This window comes from Candidatus Sericytochromatia bacterium (genome assembly GCA_035285325.1).
Lineage (GTDB): Bacteria > Cyanobacteriota > Sericytochromatia > S15B-MN24 > JAQBPE01 > JAYKJB01.
Genome location: JAYKJB010000001.1, coordinates 1 through 21,366, shown reverse-complemented (window position 1 = coordinate 21,366; position 21,366 = coordinate 1). Strand labels below are relative to the sequence as shown.

15 protein-coding genes are annotated in these 21,366 nt (G+C 60.9%); 7 read left to right on the top strand and 8 right to left on the bottom strand.

From position 1 onward, the window contains the following. Position 1: 1 nt before the first annotated feature. The 5 genes from VKP62_00075 to VKP62_00055 are packed head-to-tail and all read right to left on the bottom strand — an operon-like array spanning position 2 to position 8,556. The gene (locus VKP62_00075; protein MEB3195576.1) at positions 2 to 4,801 is read right to left on the bottom strand and encodes an MG2 domain-containing protein; all 4,800 of its coding nucleotides are present in this window, start codon (positions 4,799 to 4,801) and stop codon (positions 2 to 4) included. Then, positions 4,798 to 5,418, bottom strand: coding sequence for an AMMECR1 domain-containing protein (locus VKP62_00070; GenBank protein MEB3195575.1), 621 nt, complete (start codon positions 5,416 to 5,418; stop codon positions 4,798 to 4,800). Before VKP62_00070 ends, VKP62_00075 begins: the two co-directional genes overlap by 4 nt. Then, positions 5,418 to 6,356: a glycosyltransferase gene (locus tag VKP62_00065; GenBank protein ID MEB3195574.1), complete on the bottom strand. Its 939-nt coding sequence runs from the start codon at positions 6,354 to 6,356 to the stop codon at positions 5,418 to 5,420. The genes VKP62_00070 and VKP62_00065 overlap by 1 nt, the downstream gene beginning before the upstream one ends. Continuing rightward, entirely contained in the window at positions 6,353 to 7,591 is a 1,239-nt protein-coding gene (locus tag VKP62_00060; GenBank protein MEB3195573.1) for an O-antigen ligase family protein, read from the bottom strand. The genes VKP62_00065 and VKP62_00060 overlap by 4 nt, the downstream gene beginning before the upstream one ends. A gap of 32 nt (positions 7,592 to 7,623) precedes the next feature. Continuing rightward, a complete protein-coding gene (locus VKP62_00055; GenBank protein ID MEB3195572.1) occupies positions 7,624 to 8,556 on the bottom strand; it encodes a lysophospholipid acyltransferase family protein in 933 nt (310 codons plus the stop codon). Between the two features lie 73 nt (positions 8,557 to 8,629). On the opposite strand from VKP62_00055, the gene VKP62_00050 reads away from it, so the two are divergent. The 5 genes from VKP62_00050 to VKP62_00030 all read left to right on the top strand — a co-directional run bounded on the left by VKP62_00050 (position 8,630) and on the right by VKP62_00030 (position 14,367). Then, positions 8,630 to 9,706 carry a tetratricopeptide repeat protein gene (locus VKP62_00050; GenBank protein MEB3195571.1) on the top strand — a complete coding sequence of 359 codons (1,077 nt, stop codon included), beginning with the start codon at positions 8,630 to 8,632 and terminating at the stop codon, positions 9,704 to 9,706. A gap of 34 nt (positions 9,707 to 9,740) precedes the next feature. After that, positions 9,741 to 10,124, top strand: coding sequence for an EamA family transporter (locus VKP62_00045; protein ID MEB3195570.1), 384 nt, complete (start codon positions 9,741 to 9,743; stop codon positions 10,122 to 10,124). A 4-nt stretch (positions 10,125 to 10,128) separates the two neighbouring features. Then, positions 10,129 to 11,259, top strand: a complete 1,131-nt coding sequence (gene rffA / locus VKP62_00040) for a dTDP-4-amino-4,6-dideoxygalactose transaminase (protein ID MEB3195569.1) — start codon at positions 10,129 to 10,131, stop codon at positions 11,257 to 11,259. 73 nt (positions 11,260 to 11,332) lie between these two features. After that, the gene (locus VKP62_00035; GenBank protein ID MEB3195568.1) at positions 11,333 to 13,411 is read left to right on the top strand and encodes a hypothetical protein; all 2,079 of its coding nucleotides are present in this window, start codon (positions 11,333 to 11,335) and stop codon (positions 13,409 to 13,411) included. A gap of 2 nt (positions 13,412 to 13,413) precedes the next feature. Then, positions 13,414 to 14,367, top strand: coding sequence for a glycosyltransferase family 2 protein (locus VKP62_00030; GenBank protein MEB3195567.1), 954 nt, complete (start codon positions 13,414 to 13,416; stop codon positions 14,365 to 14,367). Positions 14,368 to 14,388: 21 nt separating this feature from the next. Here VKP62_00030 and VKP62_00025 read toward each other — a convergent pair whose 3' ends face one another. The 3 genes from VKP62_00025 to VKP62_00015 form a co-directional block, all read right to left on the bottom strand. Continuing rightward, complete coding sequence (locus VKP62_00025) at positions 14,389 to 15,966, bottom strand: hypothetical protein (GenBank protein MEB3195566.1); 1,578 nt, start codon at positions 15,964 to 15,966, stop codon at positions 14,389 to 14,391. A gap of 167 nt (positions 15,967 to 16,133) precedes the next feature. Then, on the bottom strand, positions 16,134 to 17,456 hold the full coding sequence (locus tag VKP62_00020) for an ATP-grasp domain-containing protein (GenBank protein ID MEB3195565.1): 1,323 nt from the start codon (positions 17,454 to 17,456) through the stop codon (positions 16,134 to 16,136). A gap of 120 nt (positions 17,457 to 17,576) precedes the next feature. After that, positions 17,577 to 18,473 (bottom strand): hypothetical protein, encoded by an 897-nt coding sequence (locus tag VKP62_00015; protein MEB3195564.1) that lies wholly within the window; start codon positions 18,471 to 18,473, stop codon positions 17,577 to 17,579. Positions 18,474 to 19,038: 565 nt separating this feature from the next. Between VKP62_00015 and VKP62_00010 the strand changes: the two genes are divergently transcribed. Then, a complete protein-coding gene (locus VKP62_00010; GenBank protein MEB3195563.1) occupies positions 19,039 to 21,036 on the top strand; it encodes a hypothetical protein in 1,998 nt (665 codons plus the stop codon). A 57-nt stretch (positions 21,037 to 21,093) separates the two neighbouring features. Further along, on the top strand, positions 21,094 to 21,366 hold a 273-nt coding region (locus tag VKP62_00005; protein MEB3195562.1), incomplete at its 3' end, for a transposase.

Here is a 21,366-nt window from a genome sequence, read left to right as displayed (position 1 = left end):
GTCACTCCACAATCGAGGCCGTCTGGGCATCACTCCAGGCCCGAAGCTCCTGGTCATACATGGCCCACAAGGCGGCGGGAAGCGCGCGGAAACGACCGGGGGTGGTGGGACGTGTGACATAATACACGGAACGCTCCCCCGCCGGCAGTTCGGAGAAGAAAAATACCGCCGCGTCATCGCGCGCCTCCTGATGGGTCCACCAGTAGCGCCAGTCGGTGGGCAGGTCCTCGAGAATTTCACAGCCGGCTGGAATCGGGTCGCGCAAGCACATCCAGCGGACGGGCTTTTCCGCCCGCAGCGTGAGTCGCACCAGAATACGCTCTCCCGCACGGACATCGCCCCGCCAGAGCGGCAGGCGATCGGCCAGGGCGTCATCATAGCAAGCAGCCCAGCCCTTCCCCTGCACCCGCGCCGCGACATCCGCCGGGAGACGCAGATAGCGACGCTCCACCGACAGGCCACGCCGCGAGGCGGCCCGCCAGGCCTGAGCGGGTCTCTGAAGGCGAATGCCGCCACTGACGGCCCACGTCAGTGGCCGCGGCCCCGCGACGACCCATTCCAGCGTATGTTCCCCGGGCGTCAGAGGCTGGCGAATGCGGGGCGTCTCCACGGGGCGCTGGGGATCCGTGACCTCCCAGGTGTGAACGGCGTGGCCGTCCAACGCGAGGGTGCCCACCCCACCGTCGCCCGCATCCGCCCGGGCGATCGGCCAGTATTCGGCCAGCGCCCACAACGCGGCCGTCGAGGCCCGGGTATCTCCCCAGTGTCCCTCGGCATTGCGCGAGAGCAGCCAGCGCGCCAGCTTGCCTACCAGTGGCGCATCAGGGTCAGCGGCCAGCACGGCGCGCAACCCCCAGGCGGTAGCCTCAGGGGCAGAGGCACGCCACGCGGACGCCTCCTCCCGGGGATTCCAGTGGGCGTAGGTGGTGGTCTCGTCCACCGTCCGGGTCAACTCCGTCAGCACCTCCCGGGCAGCCGCTGGCCCGCCTGTATCCAGCAGAGACAACACCAGCTGCGCCTGCGCGCGTGGCCCCAACTGGGTCAGCTCCGTGCGCAAGCGGCGTTGGGCCTCTGGTTGCGGCTCTCCCCAGCGCGTCAGGGCCAAAACGATCTGGGCACGCAGTTCGGGCCCCTCCCCGTGGTGAACGCGATCGCGCTCGGTGGCATCACGTCCCGTTTGGGCCAGGTCGGCCCGCATCCGTTCCAGCGCGCGTCGAATCTGAGCGGGGGGGAGCGGGAGCCCCATTCGCCGAGCCTCGGCCAGGATCAGCATGACGTGCGAAGTCAGCTCCGGGCGGCTGATGTCCTGGCGCCACCACCCCCACCCCCCATCGGGCTGCTGAAGGCTCAGCAAGGCCGCCAGCATTTTGGTCGTTTGCGCGTCGCCTTCCGGTTGCCAGGAACGCCAAGTTGCAGGCGGCAGGCCCGTTTTCGCCAGTGCCGGCCCGACGACCAGGTCAGGGACCAGGCGGGCGCTGGTCTGTTCACTGCAAGCATAGGGGTAGCGCCACAGGTATTCGCTCCCCGTGCGCAGGGCTGAGAGCGGGGAGGCTTGCAGCTGCGCCTCCAGCTGAGCCCCGGGCAACGCATCGGAGGGCAGGCTGAGCGCCACCGTCGCGGGCGTGGCCGTGGTCGCCTCGAGCGCCACGGGCAGGAAATCCTCGATGCCATCCGGGCGCACCGGGATGTCCTGGGCCATGGCATCCCCCTGAACGGTGCCCACGAGCGGCCTCGCCAGCGCACGACAGGTAAGGGCCGAGACGGCCGGCACCTCGATGCGCCGCGTCACACGCCCCGTGCCCCCCGGAGGCAGGGCGAGGGTTTCCTCCCCCGGCGAGGGTGGCGCCACGCCGTCCACCTCGATCCGGAGCGCAATCCGCTGCTCGCGGCCGGTCTGGTTGTGGGCGATCGCCGCCAGCACCACCTCGTCTCCCACGACGGCGAAGCGCGGCCCCTCCAGGCGCACCAGCAGGTCCTGGGTGGCCAGCAAGCGATGGCGCGCCGTGCCCACGCGCGTGTCGAGCGTCGCCGCACGGGCGGTGGCGACCCAGGTCGTCAGGTTATCCGGCAAGCGCACCCGTACCGCCGCCCGGCCCGACCGCCCGGTGCGCAGGCTGGGATACCAGGCGGCCGTGTCCTTGAACTGCGCCCTCACGCGCGGATCAGGGGCGAACTTATCCAGGCCGCCGCTGTAATCCTCGGCAAACGAATAGGCCGTCTCCACCTGGTTCCAGCGTGGACCGTGAAAGAAACTGCGAATATCGGGGGTCCGGTCGGGCTCGATCGCATAGATGGCCTCGTCCACCACGCCGAGCGCCACCTCCGCCTCCACCGGACGGCCTTTCCAGTCACGGGTCTCGACCGTGTAGGTCACGGTGTCACCGGGTCGGGCCTTGGCGGGGTCCGCGGAGACCGTCACCGCCAGGAACTTGTCCTCAGGCAGCACGTTCAACGAGCGTTCCGCGGTCAAGAACTCCAGCCCGTTGACCACCGTCGCCGCCAGGTGGACGTTGGGTTTATGAGCGCTCTCCACGGGCAGCTCGAACAAGCCGATCGTGCCATTCAACTTGATCAACCGGGGCGCCATCACCGTCCGACCTTCCAGGGTCAGCAGAACGGTGGCGCCGGGCTCGGGACAGATCACCATGCCCCGGGCCGTGTCGCCAGGCCGGTAGACCGCCTTGTCCAGACGAATCTGCAAACCGCCATAGCGATAGCTGCTGGGCGTTTCAGCAGCGGCGGCGACCCACACCCCGGCCACATCATGACTGTGGCGTCCTTGCGCGTCGCTCACCTCAGCCTCCAGTTCATAGCTGCCCATGCCGGGTGAAGCCAGTTCCAGCCAGGCCAGCCCGCGCGCATCGGTCGTGACCTGTCCCTGCTGGACGGAGACGCGGCGGGTTTCGAAGTAGGAGTCCCCCTGAGGACTCACCCGCTCCTCGCTCTCCAGGCGATACAAGCGCGTCGTGACCGGGCGCGTGAGCGGACGGCCCTCATGCGAGGTCGTTTCCACCCGGATGCGCACCTTTTGCCCACCAACATAGAGGCCCTGCTCCGCATGCACCCGCAGCCGCACGTCCGATTGCACCACCCGGAAACTGGCCTGCGACTTGACCGGGCGTCCGCTGCCGTCCAGGGCTTCGGTGACGACGGTGAAGAGGCGATCGCCCGCAGCCCCCTCTCCCGCTTGGGGCAGAGGAATCGAGAGTGCCGCCTGGCCGCCGGCATCGGCCTGCAAGTCTTGCTGCAGAACCACATCCCCGAGCCCCCAGACCGGGTCCGCCTCATCCTGCAGGAAGCGGGCAAAAAATCCGGTCTCCTCGTCGTAGCTGGGATAGGCCGGCGCGGAATAAACGGTCGTCTGGAGCCTGGCTCCCGCGACCGGTGCCCCGAAGTAGTAGGTCGTGCGAAGATCCACCTCGGCGGTCTGCCCCCCGATCCAGCGGACCTGACGCGGCAAGATCTCCAGTTTGAACTCCGGTTTGCGATAATCCGCCACCACGAAGGAGACCCACTCCTCGGACTCGCCCACCCGAACGCGGGCCCGGTACTCGCCCAGGGCCGCCTCCTCCGGCAGGCTGAAGGCCGTGTCGAAGCCAGAGGCGTCGGACAGCACGGCGCGCGTCTGACCAAGGTCCTCCCCGCGCGCATCCTGCCAGTTCACCTCCACCGTGCCGCCCCGCAGCGGTTCGAACCCCTGAGCGATGCGTTTGCGCAGCACGCCCTTCAGAAAGACGGTCTGCCCCCGCCGATAGACGGGCCGGTCGGTAAACGCGAAGGCTTCGAGCGTCCGCTGGTCGCCCCAGAATCCGGCTTCGACCAGCGCCGGCGCCCCGGCGTGGTCGGCCAGCAAGGTGACGCGCTCTGCCCCCGCGGGAATCCGCAGCGACACCAGGCCCTGGCCGTTGGTCACGCCGGCATTTGCCCGCCCCTGGGCAGTGAACAGTTGCACCCCGGCCCCCGCCAGCGGCTGTTTGCTCTCCAGGTCGACACACCAGGCCAGCAAGGCGTCAGCGCTGCGCTTGGTGACCAGCGCCGTCCGGCTGACAGTGAACCACCAGGAGTCCTGAATGGCCGCTCGCGGCTTGCCCTCGGGATCCGGCACGGGCACGCCGCCCACCAGCACCACATAGGCCCCGGGTTGCTCGACCGGCAGCTGAACAGGCTGGTGAAACCAGTCCTCATCCTCGAAATGCTCCCGGGCGACCGGCAAGCTCCAGGTCCGCTGAGTTTGCAACACCCCGAGACGCTTCAGGCGATCGACGTCCAAGGCGCTGCGCAGGGAGGATAGCCCCGGGCGCGTGGCGGCCAGACGCGCCAGGTCGAGGCGCAGCAATTCCACCTCAAGCCGCCTGAACTGATTGCCGCGGGCCATCACGCGCACGGGTTTGCCCGGCAAAAACACGCGCTGCACGTTCGAGACGGAGAGGGACGGTTCGGTGCGAGAGAGCTTGAAATCGACGTGGTCGAGGGTTTTTCCCTCCTGCACCAGCATCGTCTGTTCCTGATACTGGGGCTCGTGACCCGCCGCCTTGGCCGAGACGTAGAATTCCCCCGTCGGCAGGTGCAGGAACTCGTAGCGACCGTGCGCATCGCTCCGACGGGTGCGCGTGACGGCGCCAACAGCCACCACGCGGGCCCGCGCCAGCGGCTGGCCGCGTTCATCCAGCACCACGCCGCGCAGCGAGCCGGTGGGACGCTCCAGGGCGATCGCCGCGAGCCCGAGGCCGCACAGCAAAAGCCAGGTCAGGGCCGTCCAGCAAAAGGCCTGCCAGTTCTGCGACGTGCGAGGTTCCCTCATGGCACTCTCCTCACCGCCGCCAGCGAAATCGGCCCCAACAGCTCCGTCTCGAATCGATAGAGGCGCGCCGGATGGCGGGAGGACAGACCAGCCTTGCGACGGCAGAGCAATTCCTGCCAGGCCGAGGAGGCCGCTTCCCCCGGCAGGACCACCCCGCCGCGCCCGCCGGCCGTGAGCCACAATCCGTGACGTCGAGGATCGAGGGCCGCGGCGCGCGCGATCGGCACGAGCGCTCCCACCACCGACACATGCGCCACCAGTTGGGGCCATTCGGAATCATCGATGGGTCGATTGCGCCAGTCGGCCGTGCGCAAGCGGGCAGCCACCGACACCAGTTCCTCGGCGACGCTCGCTCGGGTGGGCGCCAGTCGTCCCCAGCACCCGCGCACGACCCCTGCCCGGCTGACGGTGATGAACACGCCAGCGGGTGCGCGCAAGGCCTGCGGCAGCCGTTCCGGGTCCGCCCCCAGAGGCGGCTGTCCCGACAGGCTGGCCACCAAAATCTGAGACACAGTCTGTCGGACTCCCGAGGCACCCCATCCCCGCAGCTCCGCGGCCAGGACCGGCGGCGCACTCAGCATCAGAGCAGCGGCAATCGACACCTTCAGCGCGTTCATCAGCCCCCCTGGGGTCGCTCGGCCGGCGGCAAGGCCAGCTCGGCGGCCAGGGTCGCGAGGTAGTGGCGGTTCAGCAAGACGATCGCCAGTTGCTGCGCCCAGAAGGCGTGGCCCCTCGCCAGCAGCCAGCGCAACCAAGGCTCGGCACGAGTTTCATCCAGGCGCCCCCCCCCACGCACCAGCCAATCGAGCAGGCGGTGCAGGGGCGTGTGCTGGACGATCATCCGCACGGCCCAGGTGGGATGCTGACGAAAGAAATAAGCCCCCATACGGCCTCGCTGCACCTCGATGGCCCGCATCCCGGGGAGGTCGGCCAGCGTGAAACGGGGATGCCAGTGAAATCCACGGGCTTTCCGACTTCTCACGATTCCCACCCCGGCCCGCTTGAGCCGGACCCCCAGTTCGAGATCTTCGTACCCATACGCGACGAAGCCTTCGTCGAAACCACCAACTTCCTCCAGCAGGCGCCGCGGAATCGAGACGTTGTTGGTGGCGAAGAAAGCGGCTGAGACGTCATGCCAGCGGACCGGAGTGGCCAAGGGCTCATGGAAGTCATCCGTGTTGACCGAAAGCCCCTGGACGAAGATCCGTCGCGGCGCATACCGCTCGTGTAACTGGCGATGGACCGCCAGAAAGTCCGGAACCACCACGACATCACTGTCGATGAACACCACCAGTTCCCCTCGGGCCATCGCAATGCCGACGTTGCGCGCGTGACTGCGCCCCGCATTGGGCTGCCAGTGATAGCGGAGCTGGGGGGCTTGCGCCTGCAAGGCCGCCATGCGGTCGCGGGTGTCATCCTGCGAGCCATCGTCGATCACCACGATCTCAACCTGTTCCGGCGACAGCGTTTGCGCCAGCAGGGCCCGCAGGCACTTCTCCAGGATCGGGGCACGGTTGTAGGTTGCGATCACGACGGATAGGGTCGGCGAACTCACGCGAAGGCCCCCTCGGAAGGCCCCTCGCCCGCGGCAAGCGCCCCCTCCCGGCCCCCGGACAAGAGCGGCATGCGGCGGGCCGCCGCCGCGCCCCCCAACAAGAGAAAGAACGCGATGGCATTGCGTCCTTCCAGCAGGGCCGCGTCGAAGCAGTTGGTGACCGCATAGCCCAACGTGGTGCACGTCAGGGCTACCACGATCCCCTGCAGCGGCGTGTCCCGCGTCTCGAGCAGGGCCTGGCGAAGGGTCAGGAGGACCAGGGCAGACAGGAAAACCAGGGTGGGCACACCGAACTCCGCCGACACGTGCAGGAAGGCATTGTGGGCGTGGGGCAGATGAACCGTCTCCGCCGGCAGCCGAAAGGTGGGGTAGACCTCACCCCACGTGCCGGGGCCCCAGCCCGTCCAGGGGCGAGCCTGAATCATCTTCAGCGCAGCCTCCCAGCCCATCAGGCGAAAATGGTCGAAGGCGGGGTCATTCCAGGCGAGCGCCGACAAGCGCGCCCAGATGAGCTGGGGAAAGCAGGCCGCGGCGGTGGCAGCGGCCAGGCCGCCGGCCAGCCACCAGCGACGGTCGACCGAGAAACCAAAAGCCGCCAGGGTCACGGCGGCCCCCAGCCATCCCGCTCGGGAAGCCGTCAGAAGCAGCGTGAGGGCCAGACAGAGCAAACCGGCCAGGACGATCACCCTGGAACGGCCGGGGGGAGCACCGTGAAACAAGCCCAGGCCCGCTCCGAGCGCCAAGACCAGCAGTCCCGCCAGCTGGTTCGGGTGGTACATGACCGCATTCACCCGCCGGTCCGGCGTCCCGATGGCCCATTCAACCCCAGGCGCAACCTGCCAACGCGCGTGCAGGTCGAAGGCATAGACCGTCAGACCGAACAGTGACATCCCAATGGCGACCTGAAACAGGGCCCGCAGCAGGAGTTGGAGGTGGGCCGGCCGTTGCAGAATCCCCCGTGCCAGGGCGAAGGTGATGGCGCATCCGACGGCGAGCGCCCAGTGCGGTAGACTCTGGAGCGGATGGGGCGAAGCCAGGGTCGCCAGCGAGGCCCCTGCCAGCGTGAGCAGCCAGAGGCGCTCAGCCGGGGGGAGCCTGCGGCAGCACTCGTGCCAGGACCGCGACCTCGCGACCGGGGGCGCTTGGTGTCGACGGGCGGCCGCCTCCCGCCAGAGGGCCAGCAACAGACAGCCCGCGCTCGCGATGACGCCGAAGGGCATCAGCCAGAAGCTCATCAGGAGAAGCTGCAACGACGAGCGAGGCGGTCTCATTCAGAGGCGCTCGCGAGAACAGACGCGGGTCGTGCCATCTGTTGGTTGGGGAGCGGCGCCACCTCCCGTGCCCAGCGATTGTGTACCCATAGCCAGTGGTCGGGGTGTTCCACGATCCAGCTGGCATAGCGATCGTAGATGGCCTGCATGGTGTCGCGGGGCGCCTCCCGCAAACACACCGGCGGTTCGATCCGCAGACGATGGCGCGAATCGGCTTCGCGCACCATGCGGGCGGGCAAGAGCGCGGCACCACTGTGCTGGGCCAGGAACACGGGCCCCAGCGGTGCCGCAACGGCACGGCCCAGCAACTCGACCGTCGCCCCTTGCGATTCGCCGTGCTGGTCCGCCAGCAACCCGAGCGCCTCGCCTCGACGAAGCGCACGCAACAGCGGACGCAGCGAGAGCAGGCTCGAATTTTCCCAGGTACGCACGCCCACCGCGTCTCTCAGGTGCCGAAAGAGCCAGTCGAAGGCTGGCTGACTGGGGCGCTGCACCAGCACATTCAGGCGCAGGCCGCGGTGCGCGAGCGCCGCCGCCAGCAATTCCCAATGACCGTAATGCGCCGTCACGATCAGGACGGGCCGCCCGGCCTGCTGGGCCTGTACCACATGCTCCCAGCCGTCCACGCCCGCCAGCCAGACCTCGGGCTCAGCGGGGAAGCGTCGCAGGCGAAGCAACTCCGCCACGTTGCGCGCCAGTTCCACAATGTGGGCACGGGCGATCGCCCGACACGCCGCACGCCCGCGCGTGGGTCCCCAGACCGTTTCGAGGTGGCCCTGTACGAGTCGACGCCAGGGCGTGAGGCGATAAACCCACCAGGCGAGCGCAGCGGTCCATTCAGCCAGACGCAAAGCCTGGCGACGCGACAACGCCTCCGCCAGATGAATGGCGGCACGACACCCCCAGAACAGCCAGCCCGCCCCTTCCATAACCGCCATTATACGCAGGGAATGCCCGCCTGATCGCGGTGCTCGATTCAGGACGGAGGGCTATAATGAGGCCATGGAAACCGATGCGATCGCCCTGCACGAGCAAGGGGTACGCTTTCAACGCGCCGGGCAGCTGCGCGAAGCCGCCGAAGCCTATGAGGCCGCCTTGGCGCTGACCCCGGGCTTGGAACTGGCGCGCAGTAACCTGGCGCTGGTGCGCTACCAACTCGGCGAAAACGAGGCGTCGATCGCCCATTACCAGACCTTGCTCGCCGAGCACCCGTTCAACGCGAAGGCGCGCTTCAACCTCGGCGTCGTCTACGCCTCGATCGGTCAGCTCGACCAGGCGGCGGCGGAGTATCGTCAGGTCCTGACGCTGGAACCCGGTCACGCCATGGCGCTGGCCAACCTCGCCTGGCTGCTCCAGCAGCAGCATCGCTTCGGCGAGGCCGTCAGCGCCCTGGAGCGTCTGCACCAGCTCACGCCGGACGACCTGAACGTGCTGTATCAGCTGGGCAACTTGCACAAGCAGGTGGGGGACCACGGCGAGGCGGAGGCCTGCTGGCAGCAGGTCACCAACCGCGATCCTCGCCACGTCCCAGCCCTGATCGCGCTGGCCGACCTGGCCCGTCAGCGCCAGGATGACCGGCGCACCCTGTCGCTGGCGCTGGATGCGTTGGCGATCGACCCGCAACACCCGGCCGCCATGATCCTGGCCGCCCGCGCCCACGTGGCCTTGCTCGAATATGGCGAAGCCAGTCGCCTGCTGACGGAACTGGCGGAGCGTTTCCCCAACAACGCCGAGGTGCGCTACCACCTGGGGGTGCTGGCTTCCCTCCGACGTGACTTCGGCCCCGCGCGCCTTCACCTGGCCGAGGCCTGCCGCCTGGCACCCCAGTGGCTCGAGGCGCATCTGGAACTGGGAGCGGTCTTCTACCAGCTCGGGCTGTATGATGATGCCATCGATCACTTCCGGATGGCCGAGGGCCTGGCCCCGGCCAATGCCGTCATCAAAGCCAATATCGGTTACGCCTACCTGGCCATCGGCGAGCGCGAGGCCGCCGCGCAATATTTCGAGGCCTATGAAGCGAGGCCGAGTGAAGTCCCGGAGATCGACCTCGCCGTCCGCTGTGCGCTCGACCTGGCCTGATGGTCCCCTTCCCCCCTTCAGAGGACACCGCATCGTGAAATGGACCTGGCCCTTGCAATCAGGATACCTCTACATTGCCGGGACGATTGGGTTGACGGTCTATGGTCAGCTCGTGATCAAGTGGCAGAGTCTGATCCAAAGCAACCAGTCGGGGGCCTCGTCGGGCAAGATGGGCTATCTGTTCGCTATGTTGTCGAACCCCTGGGTGATCAGCAGCCTGCTCGCAGCCGTGCTGGCCTCCTTCTGCTGGATGCTGGCCGTGGCCCGCTTCCCGCTCAGCGTAGCCTACCCTTACATGAGCCTGAGCTTTGCCGGGGTCATCGTGCTGAGCGCCTGCTTCTTCGGGGAGACCTTCACCCCCTCGAAGGCGCTTGGCCTGCTTTTGCTTGGTTGTGGCATTTATTTCCTCGGGAGGTAAGGTCGTGACTCGTATCCCGTTCAACCGCCCCTACACCACCGGCCGAGAGATCGAATACATCCAGGAGGCGATCGCCAATGGGCACTTGTCCGGTAACGGGCCTTTCACCAAGCGAGTGGAAGGCTGGTTTGAAGCGTTCCTCTCGGCCCCACGCGTCCTTCTGACCCACTCATGCACAGCCGCCCTGGAAATGTGTGCGATTCTGGCGGACCTGCAGCCAGGTGACGAGGTCATCATGCCCTCGTACACCTTCGTCTCGACGGCCAACGCGTTCGTGCTGCGGGGCGCCGTACCGGTGTTCGTGGACATCCGCCCGGATACCCTGAACCTGGATGAAAATCTGATCGAGGCGGCCATCACGCCACGTACGCGCGCCATCGTGGTCGTGCACTATGCCGGCGTCGCCTGCCAGATGGACGTGATTCGAGACATTGCCGACCGCCATCAACTGCTTCTGATCGAGGATGCAGCACAAGCGCTTCACGCCTTTTTTCAGGACAAGCCCCTGGGAAGTTGGGGCCACCTGGCAGCCTTTAGCTTTCACGAAACCAAGAATATCCAGGCGGGTGAAGGTGGCGCCCTGGTGATCAATGACCCTCGCTTCGTGGAGCGCGCCGAGATCATCCGAGAGAAAGGCACTGACCGCAGTCGGTTTTTTAAAGGGCTGGTGGACAAGTATACCTGGGTGGATGTGGGGTCGTCCTACCTGCCAAGCGAACTGAACGCTGCCTTTTTATGGGCCCAATTGGAAGAAGCTGAGCATTTGACCCAATTTCGCATCAACCTCTGGAACCACTATCAAGACGCCCTTCATCCATTTTCGATTACGCAGGGAGTCCAATTGCCCTCGCCGCCCGAAACTTGTCGGCACAATGCCCACATCTTCTGGATTCTGCTCCGCGACGCCAGACAGCGTGACGACCTACTGACGACGCTCGCGAGCGAGCAGGTTCAAGCTGTCTTCCACTATGTTCCCTTGCACGATTCGAAGGCTGGGCGACGGTTGGCCAGAACCCACGGTGACCTACATGTGACCGAGTCGATCTCACCACGCCTGCTGCGGCTTCCCCTCTGGGCGGGGATGGAGGCAAGCCAACCGCGGGTCATTCGAGTCATCCAGGCCTCCATTGCTTGAAGGCGCGCCCCCCGTTCCCCGAAAGAGGCGCCCCATGCGTCAAGTCTGCGGCCAATCCCGGTAGGAGTGCATTTTGCAAAGCCTGCGAGAAAGATTGTTGGCGTCTTCTCAGGTAGACACCCGCGAGGCCTCGGATGAGTCGGCCGCGCAGACTCTCCTCGTCGCAGGACTCCTGACCACCACCAGCCTGGCTTTCCTGCTTGGAAACTTGGCGGCGGGTCCCTTTCAGGTTTTTTGGCAGACCTTACCCATCTATGGGATCTGCGTTGCAATCGTGCTGAGCCTGTACGGCCTGTCCCAACGGATGGGGGGGCTGGCCCCCGGAATGGTGGGGACGCTCGGGCTCCTTACCTGTGTGACATACGGCCCTCGGGGTCTGTTTACGGTAGCCTTCGGACTTGCCGCTGCCTGGGGCGGGCTGACCCTCATCGCTCAGAGGCGCCATCTTAACGGTCACGCGCGCGCGATCGGAATGATGGGGGTTGTGGGGAGTACGTTGATGCTGGCAAGTTCGAACAGCTCGTTTGATGTATTTCGGCAACTTCACGAAGGCACCTTTCACATGGACCTGCCCTTCCACGCCAGTATTGCCGCGATGATCAAAAATTATGGCGTGACCTCTACCGGTCTTCATGGATTGGTTTACACCCCTTACCATGTGCTGTCTCACGCCCTGATGGCAAGTATCAGTTTGCTCTCGGGCGGTCCGGTGGTGATGGTATATGCCGTGGCACACTGGATCCTTTTTGCTCCCTTACTGCTGGTGTCTTGGTCGTATTTTTTGATTCGCGCGGGAGGTTTTAAACTCAACAGTATTCCTCTCGTCTGGACACTCCACTGTTTAGCTTTACTCGCATTGGGTTGGTGGCAAGCGCCATTGAGCGCAAAACTGAGCAGTCCCGAGCCATTGGCCCCCTTGACCATCACGGACACGATCACCACGGGATTGTTTTTCATGGGCTCCGAGAGTCATGTTCTTGGTTTGACCTTGTTCGTCTTGGCCTCCCCCTATCTGCTTTTGCCGAAACTCACAGGCCGCGATGGTGCGGTGATGATGGCACTCGCCGTGCTGATGGCAAGTGCCAAGGGCCCTGTGGGTCTAATTTTTGCGGCCCTCTGTTTACTGCGAACAATTCGCGTTGCGGGTTCAAGCACCTCACGCGACTGGGGGCTGGCGCTCGCCGTCTTGTTCGCAGTAGTGGTGGCTGTTTTCCCGTCAGCGTCTGGGGCCAGCAGCCGTGGTGACATGAGCCTGGAACTCTTCTCGCATGTTCGTCGCTATGGCCATTTTGGTGAATACATCGGCCAGATGGTGCCGGAAAACTTGCTGCATGGGCAGATAAGCCTGCGCAACCTTGCCTACGGGGTCTTGGGGATTTTTATCTTCCTGCTGCAGTTCTTCGTGACACCATTGCTTGCCCTCGGATACGCAAGACCTTGGCCCAGTCGGGGAGATGACAGCGGCACCTTGGTGAAAATTTACCTTTGGGGGAGTTTGGCACTGAGCTTGATGGCCTTGTTGTTCCTGAAACTTCCAGACGGGAATGCGTTCTGGTTTTTCCATCTCGCAACCGTGGCAGCATTGCCCTTTTGGATTGGCAGTCTCGCCACGCAGTTGATGAAATTACGGGAACCCGAAAATCAACGTGGAATGTTGTTGAGAAGTCTGACTGTTGGAGTTCTTGCAGTACCATTCCTTGTGGTTGGAGTGGTCGAATGGTTTGAAGTTCCCCTGCGAGAATCGAAAAAAGGAAAACGGGCCGAGAATTCCCTGATTGCCAGGCTAGTGGAGATCCGGGACCAAGCGTCGCTGAATGTCGCGTTCAAACCGCTCCCAGGAAGCATTTCAATGCTGGCATCAAGCCACTGCTTAGCTCGCCCGTTCATCCTACCGGCCGTTTCGGAGAGGCCGTGGCTGAACCTGATCTCCCCTGAGGATGGATGTGAATTGAAAAATTATCTCTACAATTTCTATGGTGTAGAGCCAGGTCACCCGGATATCGGGGTGGCCCCCGTACTTCCATCTAACATGCGCTTGCAAGAAATGACATTTCCACTTTCTCCCCACCTACCCTCACTGGCCCCAGGCCCCGACAGGAAAAATGCCCACGTGTCGGATTCTTGGTTAATGGGGCCGGGCAGAGGAGAATGACCGTGTCGATATCTGATTGCTGCATTCAAGTGTCCGTTGTCTCGCCTGTTTACGGTTGTAATGAGGGGCTTCTTGAACTATGTCAGCGCCTGAAAACATCGCTCGAGTGCATATCGGCGAATTACGAAATCATTCTGGTTAATGACGCGAGTCCGGATGAGTCTTGGAACACCATCCGTGACCTGGCGGCTGCGGACCCTCGTGTGAAGGGAATAAACTTGTCCCGAAACTTCGGCCAACATCGTGCCATTACCGCCGGACTGGACCATGCAAGCGGCGAATGGGTGGTCGTGATGGATTGCGACCTACAGGATGTTCCGGAAGAGATTCCCAAACTATATGCAGCAGCTCAGCTTGGATACGACATCGTGGTGGGACGACGTGTCGAGCGTATGGACACTTGGCTCAAAAAATTTTTATCGCGGGCTTTCCACCAGGTGTTTTCGTATTTTACTGAGAGGAATTCCGAACATCGCATCGCGAATTTTGGAATATATTCCAAGAAAGCCATTTCAGGAATCCGCAGCATGAGAGAGCAACATAGGGCATTCAGCCTTTTTGCTAGCTGGGTCGGATATCGACGACTAGAAATTGACGTCCAGCACGCCATTCGGCCATACGGTCAATCGAGTTACAACTTCACCAAAGCGTTCAATTTTGCACTCGACAACATCCTCACACACTCTGACAGAATGCTGCGCATTACAGTGCGCTTGGGGCTCTTGATGTCTTTGGTGTCATTCTCATACGCCGCCTGGATGATTCTCCGTTATTTCCTGTGGGCAACCCCGGTAATGGGTTGGACCAGTTTGATTGTGTCGATTTATCTCTCCACAGGCTTGATCATTGGCGCATTGGGAATCGTGGGTCTCTACGTGGGCAAGATTTTCGATGAGGTTAAACGGAGACCCCTGTACCTGATTGAGAGCACCACCTTCGACGGTTTGGATTCCTGAACGCGGTTCAAATCACTCTTTTCAATCGGACACCGCACACCGCATGCGCCTGATCTTGAAGACCCCACATTCCTGACTTGCCATTTCTCGTAACTCAAGGCCCCAGTGTTCTTGGCAATAGCCTCTCAGGAGTTCGACGTACTCATTTCTCGCGACCAGCAAGACCCCTTCTGGAGACCGCAAACGCGTAAGAAAACCTCGTCCTGATTTTTCCAGTGGATAAGAGTTCGAAAATGGCATGTAGGCCTGCTCGCCCAGCGTATAAAACTTCAACTGTCGCACCTCGTGCGGCACCTTGAAAACCGGATAGATGGCCTCAGACGGCAAACTGTCGGCCCAAATGGTGACGACTTCTCTCGGGAACGAACAGAGTTGCCCGCGTATCTGGCTCAGTAATGCCTGGTAATCACGCGAAGCCTGGGCGATGTGAGCGCCGTGCGCCAGGGCTGTTGCACACAGCACAGCATAGTAGACCGGGTGGAAGCGAGGGCGCGGGAAGGTCAATGTGGTAAGCAGCAACAGAGCCAGCGGCGCAAACGCGACACGCACCGGCGCAGGTCGCCCCCAGGCACCCAAGAGAAAAAAAGCGAATAAACACAAGAGGCAAGCCAAGGCGTAACGCCGATTCGGCCTCAGGAACAGAAACACTCCCACGGGAATCACCAATGGAAAGACGTGGCTGTCCAGGACGGCGCGGACCCCTGTGTAGCCCAGATAGCCGAAGGTATACACACCGTCCGAGAGGGGTCCAACATCCTTCAATGCGCCCCCCAGTCTTACCGGGTCGACCAGTGAACGGTCCACAAAAAACCACGACTTCAACAGCCTCAGATCATTGATACTGTATTGAAACTGACTCATGACATCGGGTTGACGCATCAAGCGTTCATCTGCGATCCACAGCAAGATCTGCCCCAAGTTTCCGCCCATGCTCACGATGTCCTGCCAAGGTGCCGCACTGTAAGCCCGAGCATCAAGCCAGAACGCGAATGCAGCCGAGGTAACAAACACAAGCCCGCATCGTCTTGCCACGATGTCGGTAAACAGCATTCGCCAGGGCAACATCGGCGCAGCAACAAACAACACCAGCACAAACTCCCGAGGACGAACAAGCAAGCCCAGGAACGCGAGACACCACCCGCCGATTAGCAGTATTTTCTTTTCGGTGCGACCCCAAGCAATCCAGGAAAGGACCGCTGCTGCAGTCAGAAGGCCTGCAGTGGCCGTGAACTGGATGAACAGAAAAGGTCGAAGAAAGACAAAAATTAATCCGATCACCAGGAATGCCCAGCGGACTTGCATCACCCGAAGCGAATAGACACTAAAAAAAAGAGCTAAAAAAATTGAAAAGACGGAAAATATCGAGTACCCAAGTATTCCAAACATCTCCGGAATAATACAAACCAGATACCCGATCAATACGTTCGACAAAAGAATATTGGGGCTGGATTCCGCCACAAGGCCAAATCCGTGCGCAATGCTCATCATTGCGATGTCATCATTTGTTTCCCAGGTGGGAGTATAAAAAAAGTAGATGACTGCAGGAAATAAAATCGCAGCCGCGAATATCCAGGACGAATCTTTATCTATTTTCAACATTCAACAGTCCATTCACTTGAACCGGCCGCCTCAAAAGCGGGAAAACAGTGAAAAACTTTCAATTCATACTCCGGAAGCGGATTCAGGAAATCCTCACGGTCCCAGGATGGGCCGCATCCAGTCCAAGGACAACAGGACCTGTCACGAGAGGCGTTGAACCAACCAATTCAGGCAAGGGTTTCCCAGCCGAGACAGTCGATGTCCGCAGGGGTCACGATGCGAATCTCAGGGAAGGCCGCCTGAAATTGGAATAACTCCGAATAGGAGTCGTTGACAAGTACCAATTTGCTCAGTTCCAAGTGATGGTCGGCTATCATCTGACGCAAGGTTTCAAATTTATTTTCCGACTGACGTACATCACTGAACAGACGAGGAATACAAAATCTACGCAGCACGCCGTCTACGTCCCGATTCTTGCTCAACAAAAACTGCCGTATGCCTCGATTGTGCCCGTCAATGAGATGAGCTACCGCGATTGGGTCCGGTTTTCCGTCTTTACGGAGCAATGTGTCATCAAGATCCCAGATGACCGCATCGTAGGGATGCATTTCGACCCAACTCGCCAACGAGCGATTCACCAGGACTCCCGATTGCAACTGAGGGACCTGGACGTTGTAACCAAGAAACATGAACACACACATCAGGGGAATGTTGACACCTGAATAACGGGTAAGTCCCATTGAACCAGCCACGCGCGCGTTGATCTCCAACAGTTTGTAATTCCCCTCGCGATCTCGTTTGAACTGAGCAAACCAGGGGCCTCGGAGATGAAGTTTGGAAGATGCCGCGGACAGCCATTCCTGGATTTGAGCGGAAACGAATGATTTCGCGCCGAGTGCGATGCCCCTCCCCACTTTCCCCCTGACGCGTGGATTTGCCACCAACAGTCGCCCTGCTAGGTCACTGACACAATCCACCGTGCATTCCTCGCCGGGAAGGTACTCCGTCACCAATAAGCCTTCACCACGCGCGTTGTAATAATCATCCACAGACTGCAGGATCCGACCGCCACGAGAGCCAGAACCGATGTCCGGTTTGGCAAAGGCTGGCCTCCCGTCTGGCGCAGAAGGATAAACCTCCGGTACCGGAACGACGCCTTCCAGATGACGATAGGTCTCTGATTTCGAAAGCAGGATGCGCGCGCAATGCTCTCCTGGCGTCACGAAACGCGTGGTTGGCGACGTCCAGCTCGAGAACTCGGCGACTAGGGCGTCTGTCGTCGGGAATACTAGATCGATAGCCTGACGTGTCAGAAAAGCCCGGAAATCAGCCGCGAACCCGGGGGATTGGAGGCTGGAAATGTCGTGATAGTCCCGGAGTATGGCTCGAGCTGGATCGTACTGGTGATCCTGGCTACTCCCGCCAACCACCTCAACTTTATTGCTTTTGATCAAAGAATGGATGATCTCGAGCCCCGGTTCGTTACAAGCAGGAAATACGAGCACTCTGAACACGGAGGAAGGTTGCCTGAAGTTCAAATCTTCGGTCATTCTGGTTTGAGTGTCTCATCATTCAGTTGGGGGACCACGATCTGCCCCCTTGAAGCAGCGAACTGGAGTCTTAGAGGAGTTGCGACTGGCTCTAAAACGTTTCAAACAGAAGCGCGTTCCCTAATTGCTGCCCTCCGAAGGGGAGGGGGATGGACTGGGCGCACGTGTCAGTTGCTCCAGGGGGCCGGTCTCGATGTAATCCACGCGCCAATTATGGAAGCGGGCGCCCGGAACGGGGACGTTGGGGTAGCGCCCTATCCAGAAGTAGCGGGGACGCCGCGTCATCTGCTCAGAGACGACAATTTTGGAGTTCACCAGAACCTGGTAGTCACTTTTTCCGTCAAATTCCAGGCGAATGACGAATGGTTCCTGCGACGTGTCATCCAATTGGCCAGTGACCTCTTTGCTTCCAGTTCTCACGGTCACCGTTGGCTTGTACCAGTAGTTTCTAACTTCAACTGTCGGGGGAACGAAGCCTGGGTCAGCTGGGCCGCTGGGAGGAAGAACGTCCCAATTGAGGGAGGAGGCAATCGACTCATTGACTGCGCTCAGCCATTGCGCCTTGCTTTCAAAATACCAGGGCCCGGACTTAGGAATGACCTTTTCACTGCTAACCAGCAGCGGAAAATCTGCCTCGCCCACCACTTGCATCACGTTCAGCCAACCGTCTTTCAGCCTCACCACGCCCGATTTCTCGTGAACGCTCCAACTGGTCCCGTCGATCGCGCTACCGCTGAAATCCTCACGGAAATGGACCACTCTCTGGGGCGAGGTTGGAGATTGCGCGTGATTCGGTGAGTTGGGGTTATCCGACGACGGCTCTGAGCCCTTGGCGTTGGATGTTGCCGCCGCAGGAGACGCTCCCCCCTGCGCATCCTGGCTGCTTGCTGTTGCAGCAGGTCCTAATGCGAGAGGCGTCAATGTCACACCGATGGGTTGCCTTTCGGCCTGACAAGCCAAAAGCGACGCCGCCAAGATGCATATGATGCTGGCTGGCTTCAAACGCGGAGCGGGCATGGAGATTCCCTCAATAGAAAATTTTCTTTACAAATATGCAGCGGAGGCAAATAACTCGGATGTCGCCGATGCCCAGAAAGCTTATCGGGTAATCTGCGTGCAAGCTTTAAACACGTTTCCGCTTGAGCCAGATCTGACACCACAGTGACTTCCCATCGCCCTCACAATGGCCTTTTGACTCGCTCAGACCAGTTCCGCCCGCAAGGATTGCTCTGAAGCACTCTACCTCAGCCAACCGTGTCCAACTTTCCGGGTGCGGTGCGTAAAGCAATCGGGTTCAAAATGTGTCAGCCGCCTCTACGCACCAAACGTTGTGTCTCGGCAGGATTGACGAGCACCTCAAACAGAGAGGCTACATAGCGTGCTGGACATTCTCCTCAGCGTGGGTACCTCTTACAATGACGAAGATGATGTGCGCTTGGATTTCCATTGCCTCCCTCAAGCATCATGCAGGCACACCCGAAAATTCCCTTCGAAAACCGGTGCGAGGTCAGTGTCCCGTGTCAATTCGATGCCGGGGATCTAATTTCGAGAACAGTCAGGGCAAAACGCAGCCCGCTAAGACGTGGCTTTCGTAGAAATGAATCAAGCATCACCATCTGAAGTCAATTCGGCGTCCCCCTCGACGTGGCGCCGCGCAAGTGTTACGCAGGAATGGCTGGACCCCTCCCCCCGCGAATTGAACCGAATCTTTGCCGCCTTGCTCGGAAGCTCCGTGTTCGTGTTTTCAGGCGGTCACATCTTGCTGAGAGATGCTGGCGTTTTCGTGGAAACACTCCCGGTCGCAATGGCGTGTCTAGGAATCCTGGTTTACTTCTACAGCCTCTCTTTCATCACGGGTAGCGTGCCCTGGGGTTTGCTCGCTACTTATGGAAGCTTGTTGGGCCTGGTTTATGGGCCGCGCCCACTATTTGGAGCGATCCTGTTCGGCGGTTGTGGCATCGGTGCATATCTGATTGCGACGAAGCTTCGACTGCGCAGAGAGGATTGGCTCGGCCTCGTCTTGATGGCAGCCACCGCTGCCGCGCTCATTCTAGACTGTGGTTTTTCCCCCTTCGACGTGACGCAACGCGTGAACGCGGGCCTCATTCATCGGGACACCCTCTTTCACGCCAGCATCGCCGCCATGATCAAAAACTATGGCATCACGTCTACAGGATTACACGGGCTCATCTTCACCCCTTACCACGTCCTTTCGCATACCCTGATGGCCAGCATCAGCCTGATTTCTGGTGGTAGTATCCTGCTGGTCTACGGCGTGGCGCAATGGGTGCTATTCGCTCCCCTGCTGATTTTCTGCACCACCTATGCAACCACGGCCATCACGAAGGTCGAACATGACGACATCCCATCCGCCTGGCTTCTAACCTGTACCGCCCTGGCCTTGCTGCCTTGGCTCGTAGACCCGTGGACCTTGGTGCATCACAACCCATTCATCTCAGAGAGTTACGTCCTCTCGATGGGTCTCTTTTTCATCGGAATGAAGCCTCTTTTTCAAGAGAGACTTGACCGTCGAGCCCTCTGCTTCGTACTGGTACTATCAGGGATGCTGGCGTACGCCAAAAGTCCGGTAGGGGTCATTTATTCAGGCCTGTGGGGATTGCGTGCGTTGCTGCTTCCAGGAGCAACGGTGAAACGGACCTGGATTTGTTTCGCTCTGGCAACCTTGATCGTGGGCGGCGTTACTTTCGAAACAGCCTATGCAATCGCAGCCCCCAAGCTTGGCGCATCGATCAGCATTGAATGGTTTCACCACATCAGAAATTACGGCTATTTAGGCGAGCAAATCATTCAATTACCTGGCAGTCAGACTGGTGTGAGGGAGTTGACCTGGCGGTCCGTGGGTCTCACCGTCGCATCACTGGGCATATTTTTCGGTTTACATTTCTGTTTTTCTTGGTGGGTCCTGCTGCGCAACGTGATGGCCGCCGGACCTGCGAATCTATGGAAAACCCCCACCACCTTGTACACGTTGGGCTCATTGGGGGCGGGACTGCTGATGGTGACCTTCGTAAAGTTACAGGAGGGTACGGCTTATTTCTTTTACAATCCAGCGTTCTATGTCGCCTTGCCACTCTGGATCTCTTGGTGCCTATCAGATGGCCAGATTTTGCGTCAAAAAGTCCTGCCATCACGATTCGAACCCATAATCGCACGGGCCGGTCGCTACACGCTGATCATCGTGACGTGGGCCCTCCTGACTCCTCTCAATTTCTATGAATACCGTTCAGATCCAAATTTCATCATCAAGCAAGCTCCGCTGGTAAAGTCTCTCGTAAGAATTCGCGATGAACTCCCAATCAGTGTGACCTTAAATTTAAGCCCTGGCACCCTCGACAAAACACTCTTGCGTGATTGCGTCGCTAGACCGTTTTTATACCCTGCCCTTTCAGAAAGGCCCTGGGCCAATCTGCTGAACCAAGATGAAGACTGTGAGTATCGCCTATATTTGTTCCCGCTTTATGGTCTGACGCCCTCGAATAGGAAGCTTTCCAACGTACCCGTAAGACTAGAAAAGACTTTTCTCATACCAGACTCGGCATTGAGTGACCTGACCCCCTAAATCCGGGTCAGATGAAAATTGGATCTCTCCCGGGCATAGAACCCGAGGAGGACCAGCATGAAGTCCAGCCGATTCAGCGAGGAGCAGATCATCCGCGCCATCAAGAAGTTCGACGCCGGCCGCAAGGTGGGCGACGTGTGCCGCGAGCTCGGGGTGACGGACCAGACCACGTACAACTGGCGCCGGAAGTGCGGAATGCCGGGTCATTCACCGTTGCGGGCGCCGCCCGTCGCGGAGGCTTGGCCTTCACATCCGGGTCGCGCTCCCAATCGTCCCAGGCCGCATCCAACTCCGCGATCTCAACGTCATTTTGGCGGGCCTCGAAATACA

What these genes read in the sequence shown, in the direction of transcription:
- VKP62_00075 (MEB3195576.1), bottom strand. Translation starts at nt 4,801, where the DNA reads ATGAGGGAACCTCGCACGTCGCAGAACTGGCAGGCCTTTTGCTGGACG.
- VKP62_00070 (MEB3195575.1), bottom strand. Translation starts at nt 5,418, where the DNA reads ATGAACGCGCTGAAGGTGTCGATTGCCGCTGCTCTGATGCTGAGTGCG.
- VKP62_00060 (MEB3195573.1), bottom strand. Translation starts at nt 7,591, where the DNA reads ATGAGCTTCTGGCTGATGCCCTTCGGCGTCATCGCGAGCGCGGGCTGT.
- VKP62_00055 (MEB3195572.1), bottom strand. Translation starts at nt 8,556, where the DNA reads ATGGAAGGGGCGGGCTGGCTGTTCTGGGGGTGTCGTGCCGCCATTCAT.
- VKP62_00050 (MEB3195571.1), top strand. Translation starts at nt 8,630, where the DNA reads ATGGAAACCGATGCGATCGCCCTGCACGAGCAAGGGGTACGCTTTCAA.
- VKP62_00025 (MEB3195566.1), bottom strand. Translation starts at nt 15,966, where the DNA reads ATGTTGAAAATAGATAAAGATTCGTCCTGGATATTCGCGGCTGCGATT.
- VKP62_00020 (MEB3195565.1), bottom strand. Translation starts at nt 17,456, where the DNA reads ATGACCGAAGATTTGAACTTCAGGCAACCTTCCTCCGTGTTCAGAGTG.
- VKP62_00015 (MEB3195564.1), bottom strand. Translation starts at nt 18,473, where the DNA reads ATGCCCGCTCCGCGTTTGAAGCCAGCCAGCATCATATGCATCTTGGCG.